General features: G+C 43.1%; 19 protein-coding genes. All 19 read right to left on the bottom strand.

From position 1 onward, the window contains the following. Nucleotides 1-59: 59 nt before the first annotated feature. The 19 genes from HNR65_RS16395 to HNR65_RS16305 all read right to left on the bottom strand — a co-directional run bounded on the left by HNR65_RS16395 (nucleotide 60) and on the right by HNR65_RS16305 (nucleotide 19,851). A complete protein-coding gene (locus HNR65_RS16395) occupies nucleotides 60-347 on the bottom strand; it encodes a hypothetical protein (protein WP_181552608.1) in 288 nt (95 codons plus the stop codon). 90 nt (nucleotides 348-437) lie between these two features. Next, the gene (locus tag HNR65_RS16390) at nucleotides 438-1,679 is read right to left on the bottom strand and encodes a hypothetical protein (RefSeq protein ID WP_181552607.1); all 1,242 of its coding nucleotides are present in this window, start codon (nucleotides 1,677-1,679) and stop codon (nucleotides 438-440) included. 683 nt (nucleotides 1,680-2,362) lie between these two features. After that, nucleotides 2,363-3,235 carry an SDR family NAD(P)-dependent oxidoreductase gene (locus HNR65_RS16385; RefSeq protein ID WP_181552606.1) on the bottom strand — a complete coding sequence of 291 codons (873 nt, stop codon included), beginning with the start codon at nucleotides 3,233-3,235 and terminating at the stop codon, nucleotides 2,363-2,365. Nucleotides 3,236-3,345: 110 nt separating this feature from the next. Further along, a complete protein-coding gene (locus tag HNR65_RS16380; protein WP_181552605.1) occupies nucleotides 3,346-4,173 on the bottom strand; it encodes an SDR family NAD(P)-dependent oxidoreductase in 828 nt (275 codons plus the stop codon). A gap of 50 nt (nucleotides 4,174-4,223) precedes the next feature. Next, nucleotides 4,224-5,519: an amidohydrolase family protein gene (locus tag HNR65_RS16375; RefSeq protein ID WP_181552604.1), complete on the bottom strand. Its 1,296-nt coding sequence runs from the start codon at nucleotides 5,517-5,519 to the stop codon at nucleotides 4,224-4,226. 50 nt (nucleotides 5,520-5,569) lie between these two features. Beyond that, nucleotides 5,570-5,953: a YybH family protein gene (locus HNR65_RS16370; RefSeq protein WP_181552603.1), complete on the bottom strand. Its 384-nt coding sequence runs from the start codon at nucleotides 5,951-5,953 to the stop codon at nucleotides 5,570-5,572. 141 nt (nucleotides 5,954-6,094) lie between these two features. Then, complete coding sequence (locus tag HNR65_RS16365) at nucleotides 6,095-7,972, bottom strand: acyl-CoA synthetase (RefSeq protein ID WP_181552602.1); 1,878 nt, start codon at nucleotides 7,970-7,972, stop codon at nucleotides 6,095-6,097. 108 nt (nucleotides 7,973-8,080) lie between these two features. Beyond that, nucleotides 8,081-9,316 carry an OmpP1/FadL family transporter gene (locus HNR65_RS16360; RefSeq protein ID WP_181552601.1) on the bottom strand — a complete coding sequence of 412 codons (1,236 nt, stop codon included), beginning with the start codon at nucleotides 9,314-9,316 and terminating at the stop codon, nucleotides 8,081-8,083. 317 nt (nucleotides 9,317-9,633) lie between these two features. Continuing rightward, nucleotides 9,634-10,056, bottom strand: coding sequence for a Zn-ribbon domain-containing OB-fold protein (locus HNR65_RS16355; RefSeq protein ID WP_181552600.1), 423 nt, complete (start codon nucleotides 10,054-10,056; stop codon nucleotides 9,634-9,636). A 1-nt stretch (nucleotide 10,057) separates the two neighbouring features. Further along, nucleotides 10,058-11,239, bottom strand: coding sequence for a thiolase family protein (locus tag HNR65_RS16350; RefSeq protein ID WP_181552599.1), 1,182 nt, complete (start codon nucleotides 11,237-11,239; stop codon nucleotides 10,058-10,060). 17 nt (nucleotides 11,240-11,256) lie between these two features. After that, nucleotides 11,257-12,402 carry an acyl-CoA dehydrogenase family protein gene (locus HNR65_RS16345; protein WP_181552598.1) on the bottom strand — a complete coding sequence of 382 codons (1,146 nt, stop codon included), beginning with the start codon at nucleotides 12,400-12,402 and terminating at the stop codon, nucleotides 11,257-11,259. Beyond that, the gene (locus HNR65_RS16340) at nucleotides 12,403-12,861 is read right to left on the bottom strand and encodes a MaoC/PaaZ C-terminal domain-containing protein (RefSeq protein ID WP_181552597.1); all 459 of its coding nucleotides are present in this window, start codon (nucleotides 12,859-12,861) and stop codon (nucleotides 12,403-12,405) included. A gap of 35 nt (nucleotides 12,862-12,896) precedes the next feature. Then, entirely contained in the window at nucleotides 12,897-13,355 is a 459-nt protein-coding gene (locus HNR65_RS16335; RefSeq protein WP_181552596.1) for an FAS1-like dehydratase domain-containing protein, read from the bottom strand. A 169-nt stretch (nucleotides 13,356-13,524) separates the two neighbouring features. Continuing rightward, nucleotides 13,525-14,358: an SDR family NAD(P)-dependent oxidoreductase gene (locus tag HNR65_RS16330; RefSeq protein WP_181552595.1), complete on the bottom strand. Its 834-nt coding sequence runs from the start codon at nucleotides 14,356-14,358 to the stop codon at nucleotides 13,525-13,527. Nucleotides 14,359-14,405: 47 nt separating this feature from the next. Beyond that, nucleotides 14,406-16,196 (bottom strand): AMP-dependent synthetase/ligase, encoded by a 1,791-nt coding sequence (locus HNR65_RS16325; RefSeq protein ID WP_181552594.1) that lies wholly within the window; start codon nucleotides 16,194-16,196, stop codon nucleotides 14,406-14,408. 386 nt (nucleotides 16,197-16,582) lie between these two features. Beyond that, complete coding sequence (locus HNR65_RS16320) at nucleotides 16,583-17,203, bottom strand: TetR/AcrR family transcriptional regulator (RefSeq protein WP_181552593.1); 621 nt, start codon at nucleotides 17,201-17,203, stop codon at nucleotides 16,583-16,585. 757 nt (nucleotides 17,204-17,960) lie between these two features. After that, on the bottom strand, nucleotides 17,961-18,413 hold the full coding sequence (locus tag HNR65_RS16315) for a DUF7713 domain-containing protein (RefSeq protein WP_181552592.1): 453 nt from the start codon (nucleotides 18,411-18,413) through the stop codon (nucleotides 17,961-17,963). Between the two features lie 470 nt (nucleotides 18,414-18,883). Then, entirely contained in the window at nucleotides 18,884-19,309 is a 426-nt protein-coding gene (locus tag HNR65_RS16310; protein ID WP_181552591.1) for an N-acetyltransferase, read from the bottom strand. Nucleotides 19,310-19,344: 35 nt separating this feature from the next. Further along, the gene (locus tag HNR65_RS16305; protein ID WP_181552590.1) at nucleotides 19,345-19,851 is read right to left on the bottom strand and encodes a GNAT family N-acetyltransferase; all 507 of its coding nucleotides are present in this window, start codon (nucleotides 19,849-19,851) and stop codon (nucleotides 19,345-19,347) included. Nucleotides 19,852-19,977 lie beyond the last annotated feature (126 nt).

Genomic DNA, 19,977 nt, shown 5'->3' with positions numbered 1-19,977 from the left:
TTGTCCGCTACGAATACCATGCAGAGAATTTCCTTGCTATGGTTCAACTTGCATGCGCTTTAATTTTGTTTCGGTTTTTTTGAGATGGCTTCTAGAATAGTGTTGTTTATTTTCTCCTCAGCATTACAGGAAGGGCAAATCAAAATAAAACCACCAACAAAAGTCGTAAGGCGACCTTCACCATACGCTCGAGCGTGCCAAGTGTAGCTACAAGACTTACATGTCGCTTTTATTGACTTAATTCCTGTTTTTATCGGTCGCCTCGGATTTCTATCTCCCGTAATCTCTCGTGACTTAGCAAAACTCCATTCAATGTCTTTCAATTGAAATCGTTCTGTATCAACCACTATAAATATTCCTCCTTTTATTGCATAACGGCTGGGCTCAGTGGTGCGAGCGAAAGCGAGCATCCACTGGACCTCATGGTTCAAGCAGCCTTACACCGGCAAGTGAAACACCTGGACAGCGAGGCGTACTTCACGATTTCTATCGTCATTGATGTGGAACCGATATTGTAACCAACCATCATCAACCTCTTCGACGAAACCAAGATAGTTGGGATGATCAGGGGTCGCCTTCCGGATTGTTTCCAAAACGGAAGAGAAATCCTTATTGGAAACAAATATAACAATATCAGCTTTCGAATCCCTCCAAGTCAAGTACGTCAGTAACTGTGAAATTGTTTCAAGGTAAGCCTTTTTTCCATGCCAGTATTTCAATTCAGCAACAAAAACATTTGCTCCATCATGCCGGAGCAAAATGTCTGTTTTCCCTCTTTTGTTGAAAGTTTCACCTGTCGCGCTTCCCTCAAAATTGGGCTCTAGAATGAGGAGCATATGGTCACGCAGATGCTCCTCATCTTTCCCGGCGTAGGTACTAGGCAGACGCTCAAATTGTTTTCCGACATCGTGGATAATCTTGAGTATCTGGCGATAAATCGCTTCATCGAGCGCGGGTTCAGGTTTAAAACCTTTATCGTTAACTTTAGGCTTGCGTTTGGCCGGTATAACTGGAGTGCGTTTTGTGGGAACAGAGAAAGTAGCTGGTGTGCCTGACGACTTTCTAACCGGGACACCTAATTTCGAAACGAGATCGTGTTTTTTAAGTAGTTGCTCTTTTCGATCGTCAAGTGCTTTCGATAACGTTGCCTCAAGCGAACTATTAAATTTATTGAGGTCATTGGCCAAATGCTGATTCTGAGAAACAAGTTGGTTTACTATGCGGTCGGCTTCTTGTTTAATTGAGTCTGCATCTTTACTGAAGTTAATGATCTCAAACCTAACCTCCTGCTCGGTGATCATAATACGGGGAGCCGACATACTGTAGGTGCTTGCACGGACCTTAAGGAGTTCTGCCTCTCCAGAGAATGGCAGATGAAAAGTATAAACATCCTTTGGATAGGATTTTCCCCTATCTACAAAGTAAGACATAGGATGCCAGTCTGCCGGGATCATTCTTTCTTCTACAGATACTGAAAGCTGATCCGTGTGGAACTCTAAAGGGACAATCGAGTACTCCGCGAGCAAATGCTCAATGAATTCAGTTTTATTAACATTTAAGAGGTAATCATCAGATTGGTCTCTGATCGCTTGAAGAGCTTTAGCCCTCTGATTTTCGATGACCGCAAATCCGTCTAGTTCGGAAAAGGCTAAAATCTCATTGCTGCGGTAACGGTTCATTGTAATTCCCATTGCTTATAAAAAAGTTTATCTGGTTTCCAGATAATACAGCAAATAGGGCAGGAACGTCAAGGCGGGATTGGCCTAAATGGTATGGAGATAAGATCGATTAATAATTTTCTTTTGCCGCATGAGGCTATGTAGGATTGAGATGTGTAGAAACTGGTGAAGGCTGCCGCTGTTGCGATAGAGTTTGAAACACCGCGGTGCACCATGCGGCTATGGGCATCCAGTAATGTGAATTTCGATCCGGAGCATATTGGCAGATTCAAGGTGCAGATTCTGCGGAGCACCGCACTTGATCATGCCTTGGCAAGTATTCCGGATTATTTTTGATCTTATTTTTTGAGGAACACCTTTATATTCCTGCACTGCAATCACAATTTTTAAAACAGCCAGTTTTAGCCTCAACCACCATAACTGCTGGTAATTAACTACCACGACATACTGCTGTAAGACCTCTTTAATCAAAATATGGGATCTTATCGACTGCTTACCCCTGAAGTATACCGCATTACTACCGTTGCACAGAAGCAATAAGTTGTCCAAGAAGGCAAGGCTGTAAATTTTTTCCCTGAACGCCACTTTTTCTGTTTGCAGCCGCGATAAGATCCGGACTTTGCGCTTTCTGTCATATTTGCTGAAGCTTTAGATGACCAGATAATTTTTCATAAAAACTTAATTCAACGTTCTTTTGGCAATCCAGAACGTCCTTGAGTTTTATATTTATCAAAATTTTTGACAAACCAATCGGCCAATTTTTTCATTAAGAAAAACCATAAAAATGAAAAATGCCTTCTTAAAAAATATGCTAGTTTTGCTGTTTTTGTGGTTGTAATAAGAAATTTATTCTTCTTTACAGCATCTACAATAGCTCGGGCCGTGTCCTCTGGTTCTTCCGCAGAAGCCAGAAGTAATTTTTTCATCTGCTGCCTGGCGCCTTCGCTTAAACCCTTAAAAGTTGAAGTATCGTAGATTGAGGTTTTTACTCCACCTGGGCAGACACAAGTTACGTGAATACCACGCATTGATGATTCGAGCATCAGTGCCTCGCTAAATCCCACCACCCCGAATTTACTTACATAGTAGGCTGCATTATATGGATGAAGGGCAAATAAGCCCCCAATAGAAGCAATATTCACGATATGCCCCGAGCCTCTCTCTAACATGTGAGAATAAACGCATTGTACAGTATTGAGGGCGCCATAAAGGTTTACGCCAATAACCTTCCTCCAGTCTTCAATTCCCATTTCTTCAAGTGGTGCGGGCATTGCTGTACCTGCTACATTAACAAGTATGTCAATTCGTCCCAGGCTATCAAACGCCGTCCTCACCATCTCTCTGACTGCATTGTAATCAGAGACATCGGCAGGTAAAACAAACGACTTTCTTCCCAACCCTTCAATAATGGAAGCCGTTTCCTTCAGGCCGTTCATATTTATGTCATTTAAGATCAAAGAGCTTGTGCCAGCCCTTGCGAACTCTATGGCAGTCGCTCTGCCAATCCCACTACCGGCACCAGTTAAAAAAATAACCTTATCTTTTAGGTCCTTCACGAATTTATCCTTTTTATTTTACTATAAGTTTGCTTCCAGAGGGACTGGCCTATTTCGTCGTATCCTTCACAATCTTTCCACCTTTTATTACTGTCTCAATCTTTTTTATATCACTTGTTGATATGATACTTACGAATCAGGTTCAGGAGACTTTTCATTGATCCGGTTACCAAGGCGGGATGAAGGCGGAATGCCCACCACGCCAGCTTGGTATCTCGACCCACAAGGATTCTGGCCTGGTTTTTTCTTACCCCCTTCAAGATAGTCCGAACAGCAGCTTCAACTGTAATCGGTTTCATTGGCAGTTGATCCAGGATTTGCTTTTTATTGTTTTCACTAACATTAACAAACTGCGTTGTATCGAACATTTCAGTCTTGACAAACGTCGGGCAGACTGCACTGACTTTGATTCCCAGATCGGCTGCCTCAATCCGGAGGGCTGTCGACAAACCGAGTACAGCGTGTTTGCTGGCTGAATAAGGCAGCGGGATGATCGGCAAGAAACCGGACCCGGATGCAGTATTGATGATATGGCCGAACCCCTGCCTGAGCATGACGCGATATGCTGCCATGGTACCGTGAATGACTCCCCACAGATTTATATCCAGGGTTCGCTGCCAAAGGTCGAGTGTCAGATCCTGAGACAACGCAAATGTGCAGACGCCTGCATTGTTGAACATATAGTCCAGACGTCCGAACTCGGAAAGCGTTTCCTCCACCAGTGTGTCCACTTCCGCCTTTTGAGTAACATCCACTCTGACAGCTTTTCCTTTTCCATGGGTCTTTCGAATCTCAGCCACTGTTTTTTCCGCTTGCTGAATGTTGAGATCGGCGACAACAATAGTTGAACCCAAGGCGGCAAGCTCGGTGCAAAGCTTTCGTCCGATTCCTGACGCGCCACCTGTAACTATGGCAACATTTCCCTTAAAAAATGACATCTAATTTATCCTTTTTATTTCACTATAAGTTTGCTTCCATAGGGTCTGGCCTATTGCGTCGCATCCTTCACAATATTTCCACCTTTTATTACTGTCTCAATCTTTTTTATATCACTGATATTTGAAAGTGGATCTCCGTTTATTACTAAGATGTCTGCATATTTTCCAGGTTCCAGTGAGCCGATTTCATGTTCTTTCCCAAAAACTGATGCCGCGGTCAGTGTTGACGCTTTGATGACATTCATTCTCGACATCCCGCATGCTTCCATAAGTTCAAGCTCACGTACGGGCGTCGTATGAAAAGAAAAGCCCAGGGATGCATCTGTTCCCATGGCGACAACCCCGCCTTTTTTCACAAACGCCTTAAGATTCTTAATTTGCATTGCGGCTGCCTTTTTTAGCTCACCTTTCGGGATTTTGATAAATGTTCCTTCTACGACTTTGTCATCCGGTGTATTATGCCAATTTTCAGTGAATTCACGGATTGCTTTAGATATTGATTTATGTATTGAGGGGTTAAATGCCGGATTGACACACCATCGCTCTTCAAAACCACGGACAAATAAATCAAAGAGGCTGAGTGTTGGCACAAAGGTGATTCCCTTTTCAACCATGGCATCAAGATCTTCTTCTTTCATAGCTTCGAAAGCAGCGTGATGCAAACTGTCAACACCGCATCGAATTGCCTGCGCATAGTCCTCGGGATATGTAATATGAGAACATACTTTTAGCCCATGGCTGTGCGCCGCGTCGGTCAATGTTGTAAGCTGGGTGTCTGTCCAGGTGGGACAGGCTGATCCCGTGAAAGTTCTTGACACGTTTACTGTTTTAATTGCCGACACACCCCTTTTTACTAGTTTTCGAACGGCTTTGCGTATCTCTTCTTTGGTTGCAACTTCTTTTCCGGCTCCTACCAAGTAAAATAATTTAGGAAAATACTCGGCGGGATAGCCACCTTTACAGGTTAGGATTGAAATGGCATAAAAAATTCTCGGCTGTAAAATTGGTAGCTTTTGAAGGAAACGAATAGTGGATGCTGAACCAAGATCGAGGCAAGATGTGACACCGCCCATTATTGTATCTTTTGCATTTCGCTTAACAGTGGACAGCAATAAGGATATTGTTGGGCCACCATTGTTAAAAATATGTTTGTGACTATCAATGAGCCCTGGCATTACTGTTTTAGTTCTGGCATCGACATCGCCTGAAAATTCATCAATGCCATTTCCGCCCTCTTTTTCAATACGTGCTATTTTATCATTCTCCACTATAAGGCGGGCATTTTTAACCGGAGGTGCTCCTGTTCCGTCAATTAAGGTTCCGCAGTGTATAACATACCTATTCATTATTGATTAAATCCTCTTTATTGGAGTATAAAATGAGTGATATATACCAATTAAACAAGCATAGCCGCCCCCCAAGGACTTTCAATGACGATTCGCCAGCTTTTATCGGATTGCTGTCTAAAGACAATCATTGAAATTCCTTCCATCTTTATATGCTCTCTATTCATAGGACTTCCTGATAATGCCCATTGAAAACTGCAAACCAGCAAATCATCGTCCCGGATAAAATTCTCGCAGTTCACAGTGATCTTTGGCTTTATTTTTACTAATTTTTCTAAATCCTTGCGGATACATGACGTTCCTTTTCTCATTTTTCCCGAATCCGATATTATTTTAACATCAGGTTCATAAAACTTAATGGCAGCGTCGATATCGCATCTATGGATCGCATCCACTAATGCCACAAAGGTGCTGGATAATTCATGGCTTAACATATTGTTCCACCAACAATTATTTGGCGTGCCATAAAAGAGCCGCCAAACTGGAGGGCTGGCACCGGTAAAAATTAGGAAAATCTGTTCCAGAACAAAGAATATAAAATCTATTAAAGCTATATAAATTAGTACAGCCTGAATCTACGATGCTTTTTCTATTTCATAAAAAACTGTATACTTGGATAGAAGCTCATTAATGCGCTGCTTTATGGTATCCATTCCATGATCCGCAGCCGGCTCCACAGAAATAGTGACTTTGATACCGTGCGAATTGTCCTCGACCACATCTATCCTCAGGATTTCAGCAATGCCGTCTAACTGTTTCAGTTCTTTTTCATAAACCCGTCGGGTAGCATCCCAGCGAAGTGCGGGTTTGAAAATTTTTCCAACAGGGGTCAAGGGCATGCTGGGGATAATTATAACTTCCTTCGGGACCGCAGCCCTTTCCCCTATATTCTCTCGAGCCCATTGCATGATCTGATTTTCATCCATGTCGACTCCATCGGCCATTTCCACGTAAGCCACTGGCACTTCACCCGCATAAGGATCGGGACGCCCCACAGCGGCAACCTGTCGAACATTGGGCATCTGGAATAGCGGTTCTTCAATGGCCGCGGGGTCAATGTTGTGTCCACCCCGGATAATGAGTTCCTTTTTTCGTCCGGTGAGCCATAAATACCCATCTTCATCAATCCTCCCTAAATCACCGGTACTGAAACTGCCATCTGGCATCCATACCCCTTGGTTGTGGGATTCTTCCAGGTATCCGTTGAACACGTTCGGACCCTTTATTGTTACGGCACCGATTTCTCCGCACTTACCCTCCCGGATATAGTTCCCATTTTCATCAAGAATCGCAATTTTAACTGATTGGTAAGGCATCCGTATTCCAACGCTGCCGACTTTTCTTTCGCCGTCTTTTGGGTTAAATGCCGAAGCCACCGCGCCCTCGGTCAAGCCATAGCCTTCAAGGATTTTCATGCCGGTACGAGATTCGATCCTTCTAAACAGTTCCTGAGATAAGGGAGCCGCGCCACATATGACATATTTCAGTGAAGAGATATCGGCATCACCAATTGGCAATTCTAACAAAGAGGATAAAATCGTAGGAACAGCGGAAAAAGATTCAGCTTGGAATTTTTCCACAATTTTAAAAAAATTTTTTATAATGCTCGGATCACGGTAGCCCATGGGCGATAGCATCACCACTTGGCCTCCTGCAGCAAACGGTGCAAGGCCGGTGACAATAGTGCCGTTGCAGTGAAAGAGTGGCAGGCCGCACAGCAAGGTGGAGCCGGTATTAAATCCAGCCATTATTCTTAAATCATAGGCCATGATCACTTCATTGCAGTGAGTTCGCATTGCCAGTTTGGGAGTCCCCGTTGTTCCGCCTGTATGATAAATTGAGGCGATATCTTCAGGCTTAATTGGCCGAGTAAAAATATATTGATCAGAAGGATAGCTTTCGAGCATTTCGTCAAAACCAATTATGTTTTCAGCCTTATCCGTGGAACCCATTACTTGAACTACAAACTTCAAGGTTGGTATCTCTTTTCTGATGGCATTGACTTTCTCCCAAATATCATTGCCTTCCGTTTCTCCAAGACAGACCAACACCCTGGTTTGCACTGAAACGCAAATATCTCTAATAGCTGCCGGTTCAAGCAATGGGTTGATGGGATTGGCAATTCCTGCGGCTTCTGCGCCCCAAAGCACATAATGGGTCTGAGGTAAATTAGGCAAGACGTATGAGACGACATCCTTGGGTCCGATTCCCAAATCATACAGCATATTGGCGGTCTGGCGAATCCTGCCCATCAAATCTTTGAAGGCAATCCGCATCGGTGATTCAAAGGAATCTCCGCTTTCCAAAAAGCTAATGGCCGTTGCCTCCGGGTTGGTTCTTGCACCATTTTCAATGAGTTCAACAGTATTTTTCTCCTTTATGCGATCGGTCCACGGGACTTTTTCGATTTCCTCGATGTCTTTTAAACCACGGATCAAACCTAAGTGACTCATTAAAGACTCCTTTCAATGCCTTTGCTCAAGCGAACCGGTTATTGGAGATCACCCACTACCAAACCAGCGGTCCGATATCCAAGAAATTAAAATTTGAATCAGTTTCTGCTATAGGGGTGTTGGAAAATGATATTGAAATCCCAGAGATATGGCCCAATAATCCTTATCAAAATTGATTGTTTCAACCGTTTCGGAATCATACAGGACGTATCCGGCGCCAAATGTCGTATCGATTCTGTCTGTGGGACTCCATGTAAATCCGCTGCCTATGACATCGAAATTCAATTGCGGCGATTCAACTGAAAAATCTTCTGGCTTCTGCTCGATTTCGGAATGTGAGTAGCCAATCGATACCTTAAAATTCGGATAAAGCGCGTATTCTGCTGAAATTCCCAATTCATAGCTGTTGCCCGCATCTTTATAACCCTCATCCTCCCATTTTGCCTCTTTTTCGAGGAAATAGATACCGCTTCCCTGAATTTTGCATCTTGGCGTGATTTTGCAGGAAACACCTAATCCCAACAATCCAGGAAGATCCCTGCGGGTTTTAGTCCCATCCGCCCATCCCAGCTGCGTTGCCAAGTCCAGATCATCCCTTTTGACATCGGACTCGAGATCGATGTTTGTGTTGGTTTCATAACGAAACCCCATATCCCACGACTCATTGAACTTGACATGGATGCCGACAACGCCGCCAAAACCATCCGCGCTTCGCTCCATGTCAAGCTCAAACTTGGTGCTCGGAGCAGGATCTGATACGTCCATGAATGCTTCGACCGATCTTTTTGCATTCACATAACTGAGGCCAACTGCAATTGAAACATGCTCATTAACTGCGTAAGCCCCCCCGATAGTCGACCTTAAATAGACTTCCTCACCTTCAATGTAAGTGCCGTCTATCTGACTGAAATTCGGAGATTGCAAAAGAGAAGATGCGACTTGGAATGTTCGCAGGTTGCCGTTGTCATAATCCACCGCCCCACCGCTGCCGGCTACGGTAACAGCTGCATACGCCGCCCACTTGTCCTTTTTGTTTATAACAAAGAGGCCCGGACAGAGAGATGTCGTTTCAGAGTCAAAGGCGCCAAATTCAGGGGTAGAAGTCTCAACCTGAAATTGCCCTAAGATTAAATCTGTTCTAATATATGACCCATTTTCCAATTGCATTATACCGGCAGGATTGTAAGCGGCAATATCAGCGGCGTTCGTAGCGGCCTGACGATTGAGAGTGCGGACATATTCTGCACTGTACATTTGTTGGTTGAGAATACCTGCGGCATACACAGGAATGGCAATCATCAAAGCTATATTTACTATAAAAAACCAAACAATAATTCTGTGCATTTGATCCTCCAATCGTCATTTTTACTCTTTTAGATGGCCGAAAAACCTGGCATACTGTCTACTATGTCTCTATCTCCTCCTTAACTCCACCGGTCACTTATCCACCGACGCACATCGTCTTACTTATCCGGAAAACTCCAGTGAATGGATTCCCATTATGAACCTCGGTCCACAGTTCCCCTTTGAAGGGGGATTTAGGGGGATGTAGCGGTATTGCAACCCAAATCCCCCCTTGCCCCCTCTTTTTAAAAAGTTATTTAAAGGGGGGTAAAGGCAAAAACGGGTTCTACTGGAACGAACCGGATAACCAATTAATCTTATTGTTCATCAGGTTCTGAGGGCCTGAATTTAGGCAACGCAATATCAGGTGTTATCTGATCAAAAACGACTTCAACCGGCATTTCACATCGAAGTTTATCAAAATCGCATTCTACGATGTTGCTCATCATCCGAAACCCTTCATCCACGTCGATGAGCGCGAGGGCGTAGGGGACATCTGTCGCAAATTCGGGCGGGGCGGCATCGTATGTGACCGTAAAAGTGTAAATTTTTCCTTTTCCGTTGGATTTTCGCCAGCTCAAACGACGGCCCATGCAGGCTGGGCAAAGTTCTTTCGGATAAAACACGATCTGCCCGCAATCATCGCATTTCTGATAAAGCAACTCGCCTTGTTTGCAACCATCATAAAAGTGCTTGCTCAATTCAGTTACAAGTGGCAGCGGTTTATTGTATTCGCTCATTCTATTGTCCCTCCTTTCCTAAAACACCGACATGAAAGTCCATTCCAATACCCCCGGATGCCGTCTCAATGGCAATATTTGCATTTTGTACCTGTCTTTCCCCCGCCTTGCCCATAATCTGCCTTGCAGCCTCAACCAAAATAGCCATCCCACCTCCGGCACCGGTATGCCCTTGAGCCATCATGGCGCCGTTAGTGGAAACCGGCAGCCTGCCGCCGGGAGAAGTATTCCCGTCTTCTACGAATTTGCCGGCTTTTCCTTTTTCACAAAGCCCCAGCAATTCCATAGAAATCAGAATAAAGGTGGGGAATGCGTCATAAATTTCTGCCACATCAATATCACCGGGACCGATACCGGCCATATGGTATGCACCATCAACAGCAGGTTGCCAGCAGTCAAAATGCGGCTGGGCGGTTACGGTAAAACTGGTGCACCGGGAACCGATCCCAAGAACATATGCCGGAGTATCGGTTAAGTCCCGGGCGTATTCCGAGCTGGTGACAATAAAAGCGGCCGCCCCGTCCGCAAGGATATTCATCATCTTCTTCCTGACCGGAGAAGAAATCATTTTTGACTGCAAAATTTCATCAGCTGTTTTGGGTTTCCGGAGCATGGCATTCGGGTTCAATGCAGCCCATTTTCGGAGGGATTCTACAACACTGGCAATCTGTCTTTCCGTCGTGCCTGTCTCGTACATATACCGCTGTTGGAGAAAGCCGGCCAAAGCGAGCTGGCTGAAGCCGTACGGCATTTCATATTCCTGATTGATCGAGGCTTTTGAAAACATGGAAATTGCTGCGCTTAAATCAAGGCCTGTGCCCATACGATCGCAATGAACCACCAGGACTGCTTTTGACAGACCTGCTGCCACCAGGGCACTTGCTACTTTCAGGGAATTCGCGGAACTCGATCCACCTGACATAACCTGAAAATTGCTTTTGGCGGTTTTACCGAGCCCCAATTCTTCAACAAGCCATGAACAAATAACATTTGTATTGTCCAGGGGATTGCTTACCACGCCGATTGGAATGACCGTGTCGATGTCTTGTTTCGGAATGCCGGCATCAGTGATGGCCATCTCACAAACATCTACTGCCGCTTTGATAAACGATCTATCCGGGAAATGGCCGGTCGGCACTTCGCCAATGCCCACAATGGCTGTTTTTCCGCTTATGCTTTTCATCTTTTCCTCCGAGTATTTTATAAGCCGGTTAAGAATCTGCTAATGATCGTTCGCTGCATTTGAGAGGTTCCTCCGCCAATAGTCCCCATTTTTGCCCCCCAGAGACTGCGGCCAACCGGATACTCCACCATGCAACCATTACCGCCGTGGATTTGAACGGCTTTGTCAGCAACACGGTAGGCAGCTTCGGTGATAAATGTTTTTGCAATGGCGGCATCCATCGAGATATCTTCTCCTTTATCCTTTTTCCAAGCCAATTGATAAACCAGGAGACGGGAGGCCTCGATATCCATCTTCATCTCTGCCAGCATGGCCTGCACAAGCTGAAATTTCCCGATGGGACGGCCAAACTGTTTTCTCGTTTTTGCATATTCAATGCTCATCTTAAGATCGAATTCCATGATGCCGATGTATGGGGCAAATGCCAGCCGTTCCCACCCCAGTGAAAACAGCATGGCCTCAAATCCCCCGTTCTCTTGGCCCAGGAGATTTTTACTAGGGACTCTGCAGTTGTCGAAGAATAATTCGCCGGTAGGTGAATCATGGTTTCCGTATTTTTCTAAAGGTTTGCCGATTTGTAATCCCGGAGTATCTTTTTCGACAATGAACAATGAAATACCGCCTGCCCGATTGGAAATGTCCGTGGACGCAAAGACAACAAACACATCAGCAATGGGGGCATTCGAAATAAATGTCTTTGAGCCGTTTACAAGGTAAAAGTCCCCTTTGTTTTCAGCAGTCGTCTGAAGTCCGGTGGCATCTGAACCGGCATCTGACTCGGTCAAAGCAAATCCGCCGATCCATTCTCCTTTGGCCATGCGCGGTAAGTATTTCTCTTTTTGTTCTTTAGTGCCTAAATCCGCAATCGGCATGGCGGTAAGTAGCATATGGCTTCCCCAAACAACGCTAAGGCCAATGTCTCCGCTTGCACGAGTCAACGCTGTCATTGCGGTCACTGTCGTTGTCGCATCAGCACCATCTCCCCCGTAGGCTTCCGGAATGCTGAGACCGGTTAATCCATAGTCAGCTATTTTTTTCCATATTTCTGCGGAGAAGCCTGTTTTGGCAGCTCGTTCGTTGACATCCGGCAGAATCTCTTTACGAGCGAATTCTTCAACGGATTTTCGAAACATCTCCTGTTCTCTGCTCAGTCTGAAATCCATTCAAATTTCCTTTACCTGTTGTGCTTTTTGTTTTGTGGGCAAGGAAACAGTTGCCTCGCCTTCAATGGTGTTTTCACCTTTTTGGTTCTTAACCATCAGTGTGCAATCCACTAGATTTTCGCCATTTTCCTGATATTTCTTACGGACATTCCCCAAAAACGTCAGGGTGTCCTTGGGCCAAACAATGCCTGTAAATCTCAGTTTGTATCTTTTAATGACGCCGTCGCCTGCCCAATCCGTAATGACGCGGGTCAGCATGCCGCCATGCATCAAACCGTTTGCAAATATGGACGGTAGGCCGATTGATTTTGCGAATTCTTCGTCGTGGTGAATCGGTTGAAAGTCTCCTCCGGCACCAACATATTTGATGATATGTGTTCGTGAGATGATGATCTCAAAAGATGGTAAAGTTTCGGAGTCTTTGACATCTTCAAAATACCTTTGTGCATTTGCATTCATAATTATCTCCGTATTTACAAATATGGGTATGTGGTTTAACTTTGATCGATGAAGACATTTTTACCCACAACAACCCGTCTGTATTCAGAATCGAAATACTCGATAACCATCTCCACGAAGCTCATGGTTCCGCCATGTTTGCTTTTCTTTTCGTAAATTTTTCCTATACTGATTTCCCCTCTCAGCTTTTCGCCTGCACAGACGGGCCTTTCATAAATGAATTCAATCTCCCCATGCACGCTCTTTCCTACATCCATTCCTAAATTCTTTGTCGCTTCCAGGACAAAGTTCTCTGACGGTAGATGGAAAGTAAAAGAAACCGGGAAAGTCGGAGGCATAAGAACATCTGCAAATCCTTTTGAGCGTGCGTATTCACTTTCATAATAGATGGGATTCGGATCACAGATCGCATTGGCAAACTCTTTAATTTTGCCCTTTTCAACCGGAAATTCGAACTCTGATAACTTTTGTCCGGACATTTCTTTTTTGACCATTTTTTAACCTCTCTTTGTGTCTTCTCCGTACGTTCTTGAATGAAGAAGCAAGATTTGAAGAATTAATATTTCATTGTATTTTTTATTTTAGTGTGCATTACTTGTTCAGTAGTAATCACTATTTTTTAAACAAAAAAAATTAAACAGCCTTCTCTGAATTTTGTGCAGATCAGACCTGCATCAAATCAATACCTCCAGTTACCGGTATAGAAGCCCCGGTAATGTAACTACTCATTTCAGATGCCAGAAAAAGGACTGCCTGTGCTACTTCATCAGGCCTGCCAAGTCTTTGCATCGGAATTCGCTTTTTGGCATACCCTTCTACGTTCTCACCTGATAGAACCCTTATCGCTTTGGTGTCAATCAGACCGGGGACCAATGCATTCACGGTAATGCCATATCTGGCTCCTTCAAGAGCAAGACTTCGAGTGAGTCCAATGAGACCTGCCTTGGAAGCTCCATAAGCGGGCTGCGCGTAAGCCCCCATTTGACCCGTAATTGATGAAATATTTATAATTCTGCCCCACTTATTTTTCTGCATACCGTGCCAGACAGCCTGGGCACAATAAAACGAACCAGATAGATTGACCTTTAAAGTTGTGTCCCAGCCTTCCGGATCCTGCTTTTCAATAAAGCCGAAGTTACCCATGATGCCTGCATTGTTAACTAAAATATCTACAGTTCCCAATGTCTTTTCTATTTGATCAACGGCTTCTCGAATCTTATCGGGCTTTGACACATCCAACGGAAATGCGAAACTGTTCCTACCCCTTTGCCGAATCTGATCTGCAGTTGCCTTAGTATTAATTTGCCCCGTTTCTAAAAAATGCCGGGTCAACTGCCCAAACGTTTCGTCATTTGAAATTCTGTCGGCATCGCCCTCAATCAAGAGATCTGTTACCGCAACGTTAGCCCCGGCCTTACCGAGGCAAAGGGCAATAGCTTCGCCCAGACCTCGGGATGCACCTGTAACAAGCGCCACCTTTCCTTTTAGCGGTAGCATTTTTACCTCCTCAGAAACTTGCAATGCGGCTGCCCATAATTGGTTATTTATTTATAGAGTTCATCAATTCTTGTTTCATATTTGCGGATGATAACATTTCGTTTGACTTTTAAGATATTTGTCAGTTCTCCCCCTTCAACGGAAAAGGGTTCGGGCAAAATTTGAAATTTTTTTATCTGTTCTACGCGAGACAATTTCTGATTGACCTCTTTGACATGTGATTCGATCTTTTTCTTTATTAATTCCGATTCCAACAAGCGCCCGTAATCATCACTGCTGATGTCTGATTTTTGGATACTTTGCCTAAGATTTTCTTCCTGTATCGTGATCAGCGCTGTAACGTACTTCTTGCCATCCCCAACCACCACAGCATGTTCTATAAGAGGATTATCCATGAGATAAGATTCTATTTTTGAAGGGGTAATATTCTTGCCACCTGAGGTAATGATGACGTCTTTCTTTCTTCCGGTGATCCATAAAAATCCTTCCTCATCAAAACGGCCCAGATCTCCTGAGTACAGCCATCCATCAACAAATGTCTTTTCAGTTAATTCGGGGTCTTTATAGTATCCTGCAGCCACGTTGTCGCCCTTAATCAGTATCTCACCATCGTCAGCAATATGGACATTAACCAGTGGATAGGGTTTACCTGCTGAGCCGAACCGGATATGATCTTTGGTACAGAAACTGGTCGTTCCATGACCTTCCGTCTGGCCGTATACGTCCTGCAGCCAGATTCCGATAGACATGAAGAAGTTAAGGATTTCTCTTGATGTAGGCGCCCCGCCTGTAACTGTAATCTCGACACGGTCCAGGCCAAGAGATGCCAAAACCTTATCTATCACCAGGCGATGTGCCAAATTATGCTTTAGATAAAGGCTGACACTTATAGGTTCATTATTGTATCGTCGCCAATTGAATTCCTTTCCGACATTCATGGCCCATTCGAAAACCGATCGTTTAGAGGGGGAAAGCTCAGCTTTGAATTTCATCACCCCTTCATACAGCTTTTCCCATACCCGCGGCACTCCTGCCCAAAATGTCGGCCTTATTTCCTTTAGGTCCTCGGCAAACCAATTATAACTCCTCATAAAATAAATGACCGTATCATTATTGAAAAGCGGGGAAAAAAGATTGATGGAACGTTCAGCTACATGTGATAATGGCAAGTATGAACAGGTGATTCTCTGCCGAGTCTTTGTTTGGGTGGTCAAATGAACATTTTTACCGGCAGCGATGCAATTTCTGTGGCTTAGCATGACTGCTTTTGGCGGCCCCGTTGTTCCTGAGGTATAGATAAATGTAGCATTCGTATCAGGCTCGATTTTCAGCCGAATTTCAGCCAAATCATCGTTTGTAATCTTTTCACCATTTTTAAGAAATCTAGCAAGATCAATAATTTTATTTTTGCCAATGTGTGAGTTTCCTTTCAGGAGTATAATGCGATCTACAAAAGGGAGGTTGCTCATGTAGGGTTCTATTCGCCTCCAATACTCCATTTCCTCAATAATAAATAGGCAGCTTTCGGAGTGTCTCAAAATATATTCAATCTGCTCCCCGCTACTTGTTTGATACACCGGCACAGAGACGGCGCCTAAAGTCATAATGGCCATATCCGCAATAAACCATTCGAGGGAATTTGTGCCAATCAAAGCAACTTTTCGCCCTGGTTTTACCCCTTCTGCGATTAGTGCTTTGGCGAATGAATCAACTCGTGATCCATATTCATGCCATGAAACCGCCTGCCAACGCTGATCATACTTGAAAAATAATGCATCCTTGTCCTTGTTCTGCTTAACCTTCTGACTGAATAAATAGCTAATGGTATTTTGAGTCATTTCGGAAATCCTCTATTAAATGAACAAACCATTACAGTAATAATACATATTATTTAATTGATAGCAATCACTAACTTTTGGAGCAAAAAAAACTCGCTTCCCGTCAAAACGGTTCGTTGTCATCAATTAACGGATACTAACTATATATTATCAGTTACTATTGAACTTGACACTTGTCAAGATATTTTTTTGTCAATAAATAGATTTTTAATCGATTATCTAAACCACTGGCACAGTGACCTGTCTTACAATGAAACGCACGCCATTTAAAGCCAGGCATTACATAAAGCGGCTTTTACAATAGAGGCGTCCATCAAACAGACTCGCTGCATTGAACTAAATCACCAATTTTTGTTTCCCCACTAAATCAATCAACCGATTATCACTCAAACAGTTATTTTTAAAAGGTCCGCCATGAACTGATAAAAATTTTCAAATCTAAAGGATTTTGGACTTACAAAGTCTTTGACAGCGACAACGCTGTAGTATTGACTGGCAAATATTGCCGCCAAAAAATTAAGATCCAATTGTGTTTTGATTTTGTCCTTCTCCTTGGCCTTCATTAGAACAGATTCAATATGCTTCTGATGGGCTTGAACAACCCGATGATAAATAGCACGCAACTCGGGGTCATTTTTATAACTGAGCATGTGAACAAGAAACATTGATTTGTCTTGATGCTCTTTAACAAAATCAAAATATATTCGGATTACTCCCTGCAAATAAGAGATTTCATCATCAGGGTTCTGCTTATAAATCTTTTTATTTTCAGAAAACAGGTAATCCACGATTGAATGAAAGCAGGCAATAAAAAGATATTTCTTATTTTTAAAATGTTTATACAAGGTCGGTTCGGAAATACTGGCGGCATTAGCGATTGAAGCTGTTGTGGCAGCTTTATAGCCTTTATTGTTGAAAATACTGATTGCCGCATCCAGTATTTCCCGATGTCTCTGTTCATACAAATGATACTTTTCTTTCGATTTATCTACAATATTCTGAGCCATGTTTTGAGTCTTTCATTTAATAAATTGATAACGGATACAATCATTATGATATCGAATACTAACATTTTAATTAAAAGTCAAGAAAAAATCAATGTCATCCAACTCGAAAATGATGAAATGAATTAACTATCGTAGACCCAACTTGCCTTTATAAGTTCATTTTAATGGGTTCCTTGTCATTATCCAGCCTTTCAACTCCTCATGCGAAAATTATGCTGACACAAGATGCTGCGCTTTCGGTTTTTATCGGAATCTCAATTTAATGCCGACACGAAAAGGCGGGGGCATCGAAAAACATTGTTTAAAGTCTTTATTCGATGCTCTGGAGCACTACGGCTATCAATGAGATCTGGATTTTCCGTCAGCTTAATGAATAATACCGCTCCCATTCTGCCATTTTCAAAGTGTGTCTTTGATGGCGAAAAATAAAACAACGTCGAACAGTGTGTTTATTTTGGTCCCTGCATGAGGGGCCTCTGCCTCTTGGTCAGATCATCAGTGGCAGATTGTATCGGAATTATCAGGATAGTAATATTGTAATCTATTACAGAACCTTATATCCCATACGCTACCCCTCATTCCCTCTGCCCAACTCCGTCACAAATTCCCCTTAACAGCAATGCTGGCAGTGGTTTAAAATACCCGGAAAATCAGGCAAAATTTCATGCTTAATGAAGCAGGAAGCCGGTTTCCGTACGGAAATTTAGTGTTCAATCGATTGAAAGCATCCTGGGCAAATGAAATATGCGGTAACATATCATTGCTCTTTAATTTCTATTTTTATTTCAAAGCCTTCATGGCCTGATAGTATCCGTTGAAGATCCGCCATAGTGATTTTGTTTCCGTCAACTTGCAGCACCACCTCTTCATCATCAGTTGAATAATCGATTATCCCAACCAATTTATCGTGGGTAAGCTCAGGCAATTTGTCTGTATGGTCGATGTATTTGGTGGCAAGCCGTTCACGAATTGTATCCCGGATTTCACCAAGAGCAAGATATGGATTTACCGGGGAGAATTTTGTGAACGTGTAACCCAATCGGTTTTTCCTGGATTTCTTTGTTTCTTCCGCCTGTATAAAAAATCCGGCTGGCGTCTCTTCAGCTGTAATTTTAAATGTGATTATCCTGCCATCAGCAGCTTTGTAGGACTCTTCCATTGGAAAATCCTTTTCCCATATTTCCGTTTGGCCAGAATCATTGAGATTCATTTTAGGCTTAACCCCCCTCATTTATGCTATTCAGTTTTGGGAGCATTTTTTTGGTGAATGGTGAATCTTGAAAGAACATATTTCAATTCCAAGGTTCCGGTACAGGTGAAAAACTCTGGCAGTTGGGGGTGTTGGAAAATTTTGGTAAAATAACGATGCCGGTATCGGTTTCAGAAAACCCATTGCTCTATCGTATTGATATGAATAGCATAAAAACCCATTAAAATTCAAGGCTTTTACCTTGGGGATGAATCCTTCAAAGGGGTGTTTGTGAATTTTTATCGTTTAATCGAGTAAACAGTGAATGGCGTTTTGAATTTGCCGGGCAGGAGATGGAAAAGGTTCAGAAACAAAAAACCCCGGCGGAAGGGGAGGCCACCGGGGTTTTTATGGGAGGTGAGGAGGGGCACCGACCAAGCTCACTGGTGGCTATGGAGCGCAGCGGGATAGCTATCCAGTGCAGCGCTTTGTTATGAGCTGAATGTCATTAATAACTCTGGATGACCGGTTTGCTCATCAATCTGTTCTCTCTCAGCTACAAAACCACATTTTTTGTAGAATTCAACACTTTTGTAATTTTGTTTGTAAACAGTAAGCTCCAGTTTGCTGCGGATTTCTTTGGCTTTTTTCATGAGTGCCATACCAATACCTGCACCTTGATAAGGTGGGGATATGAAGATTGCTGTTAATGTATTTTTATACAGAGAGAAAAATCCTTTTATTGTTTCATTTTCTTCATATACAAACGTTTCTGAGGCAGGAATGTAGATTTCTCGAATGTCTTTAACTTTTGATTCCCAAAACTCACTATTTACAAAATCATGCGCTTTTATTGAAGCTTCAAGCCAAATTTTGATCACTTGATCAATGTCCGGTTTTTTGAATTTTCTTATCATGCTTTTTTTGCTTATAATATGAAATAAGTAACCTGTTATTCGCTATCAATTTCTGATGTGGCTAATTTCATTATCACGGTTGGCATTCCTGCTGGATTTAGTCCGCCATCCTTAAGATCTGTAAAGCCTAAATCTATATATAGCTTCCTTGCAGGCTTTCCTTCAGGAACTGTTTCATCAAATGTCTGTACAAATATGCCTTCTTTAGGATTCAGCTCACTAATTGCGAATTTAAGCAACTGGCGGCCAAGTCCCATTCCGCGGCACTGTTTTGAAACTGCAAACCATAATATTTCATTTGCCTCTTTTGAGATGATAATACCACCTTTTAAGTATCTCTCCTTTTCATTCAAATTTGATCGAATACAAAAAGCTGTTTCGCATATAATTGCTTGCTTTAAAGCTCCTTGAAATGCTTCTTCATCAGCCATGGGTCCGAATAATGGCTCGACTTCTTTTACCAGCACAATCCATGAATCAAAATCTATCGGTTTTGAACAACCGACATCTATCTCATTTTTTATACCTTTGTATTTACTCATAACTATAAATTTTCAAGCTGATACTTGTTGCCTCTTTTGGCTTGCGCCATAAGAGAAAGGCTTTATAGAAAAATAATTTAATAGTCAAGGAGGAAACCGCAGGAAAAAACAACCCCTTTGGCAGGG

Source organism: Desulfosalsimonas propionicica (assembly GCF_013761005.1).
GTDB lineage: Bacteria > Desulfobacterota > Desulfobacteria > Desulfobacterales > Desulfosalsimonadaceae > Desulfosalsimonas > Desulfosalsimonas propionicica.
Note: the sequence above shows the minus strand (reverse complement) of the source record. Positions and strands in the feature narration are given on the sequence as shown.

Excerpts from the sequence above, each read along its gene's own strand:
- HNR65_RS16390 (WP_181552607.1), bottom strand. The coding sequence starts at position 1,679 with ATGAACCGTTACCGCAGCAATGAGATTTTAGCCTTTTCCGAACTAGAC.
- HNR65_RS16380 (WP_181552605.1), bottom strand. The coding sequence starts at position 4,173 with ATGTCATTTTTTAAGGGAAATGTTGCCATAGTTACAGGTGGCGCGTCA.
- HNR65_RS16375 (WP_181552604.1), bottom strand. The coding sequence starts at position 5,519 with ATGAATAGGTATGTTATACACTGCGGAACCTTAATTGACGGAACAGGA.
- HNR65_RS16370 (WP_181552603.1), bottom strand. The coding sequence starts at position 5,953 with ATGTTAAGCCATGAATTATCCAGCACCTTTGTGGCATTAGTGGATGCG.
- HNR65_RS16365 (WP_181552602.1), bottom strand. The coding sequence starts at position 7,972 with ATGAGTCACTTAGGTTTGATCCGTGGTTTAAAAGACATCGAGGAAATC.
- HNR65_RS16360 (WP_181552601.1), bottom strand. The coding sequence starts at position 9,316 with ATGCACAGAATTATTGTTTGGTTTTTTATAGTAAATATAGCTTTGATG.
- HNR65_RS16355 (WP_181552600.1), bottom strand. The coding sequence starts at position 10,056 with ATGAGCGAATACAATAAACCGCTGCCACTTGTAACTGAATTGAGCAAG.
- HNR65_RS16350 (WP_181552599.1), bottom strand. The coding sequence starts at position 11,239 with ATGAAAAGCATAAGCGGAAAAACAGCCATTGTGGGCATTGGCGAAGTG.
- HNR65_RS16345 (WP_181552598.1), bottom strand. The coding sequence starts at position 12,402 with ATGGATTTCAGACTGAGCAGAGAACAGGAGATGTTTCGAAAATCCGTT.
- HNR65_RS16340 (WP_181552597.1), bottom strand. The coding sequence starts at position 12,861 with ATGAATGCAAATGCACAAAGGTATTTTGAAGATGTCAAAGACTCCGAA.
- HNR65_RS16335 (WP_181552596.1), bottom strand. The coding sequence starts at position 13,355 with ATGGTCAAAAAAGAAATGTCCGGACAAAAGTTATCAGAGTTCGAATTT.
- HNR65_RS16330 (WP_181552595.1), bottom strand. The coding sequence starts at position 14,358 with ATGCTACCGCTAAAAGGAAAGGTGGCGCTTGTTACAGGTGCATCCCGA.
- HNR65_RS16325 (WP_181552594.1), bottom strand. The coding sequence starts at position 16,196 with ATGACTCAAAATACCATTAGCTATTTATTCAGTCAGAAGGTTAAGCAG.
- HNR65_RS16320 (WP_181552593.1), bottom strand. The coding sequence starts at position 17,203 with ATGGCTCAGAATATTGTAGATAAATCGAAAGAAAAGTATCATTTGTAT.
- HNR65_RS16315 (WP_181552592.1), bottom strand. The coding sequence starts at position 18,413 with ATGAATCTCAATGATTCTGGCCAAACGGAAATATGGGAAAAGGATTTT.
- HNR65_RS16310 (WP_181552591.1), bottom strand. The coding sequence starts at position 19,309 with ATGATAAGAAAATTCAAAAAACCGGACATTGATCAAGTGATCAAAATT.
- HNR65_RS16305 (WP_181552590.1), bottom strand. The coding sequence starts at position 19,851 with ATGAGTAAATACAAAGGTATAAAAAATGAGATAGATGTCGGTTGTTCA.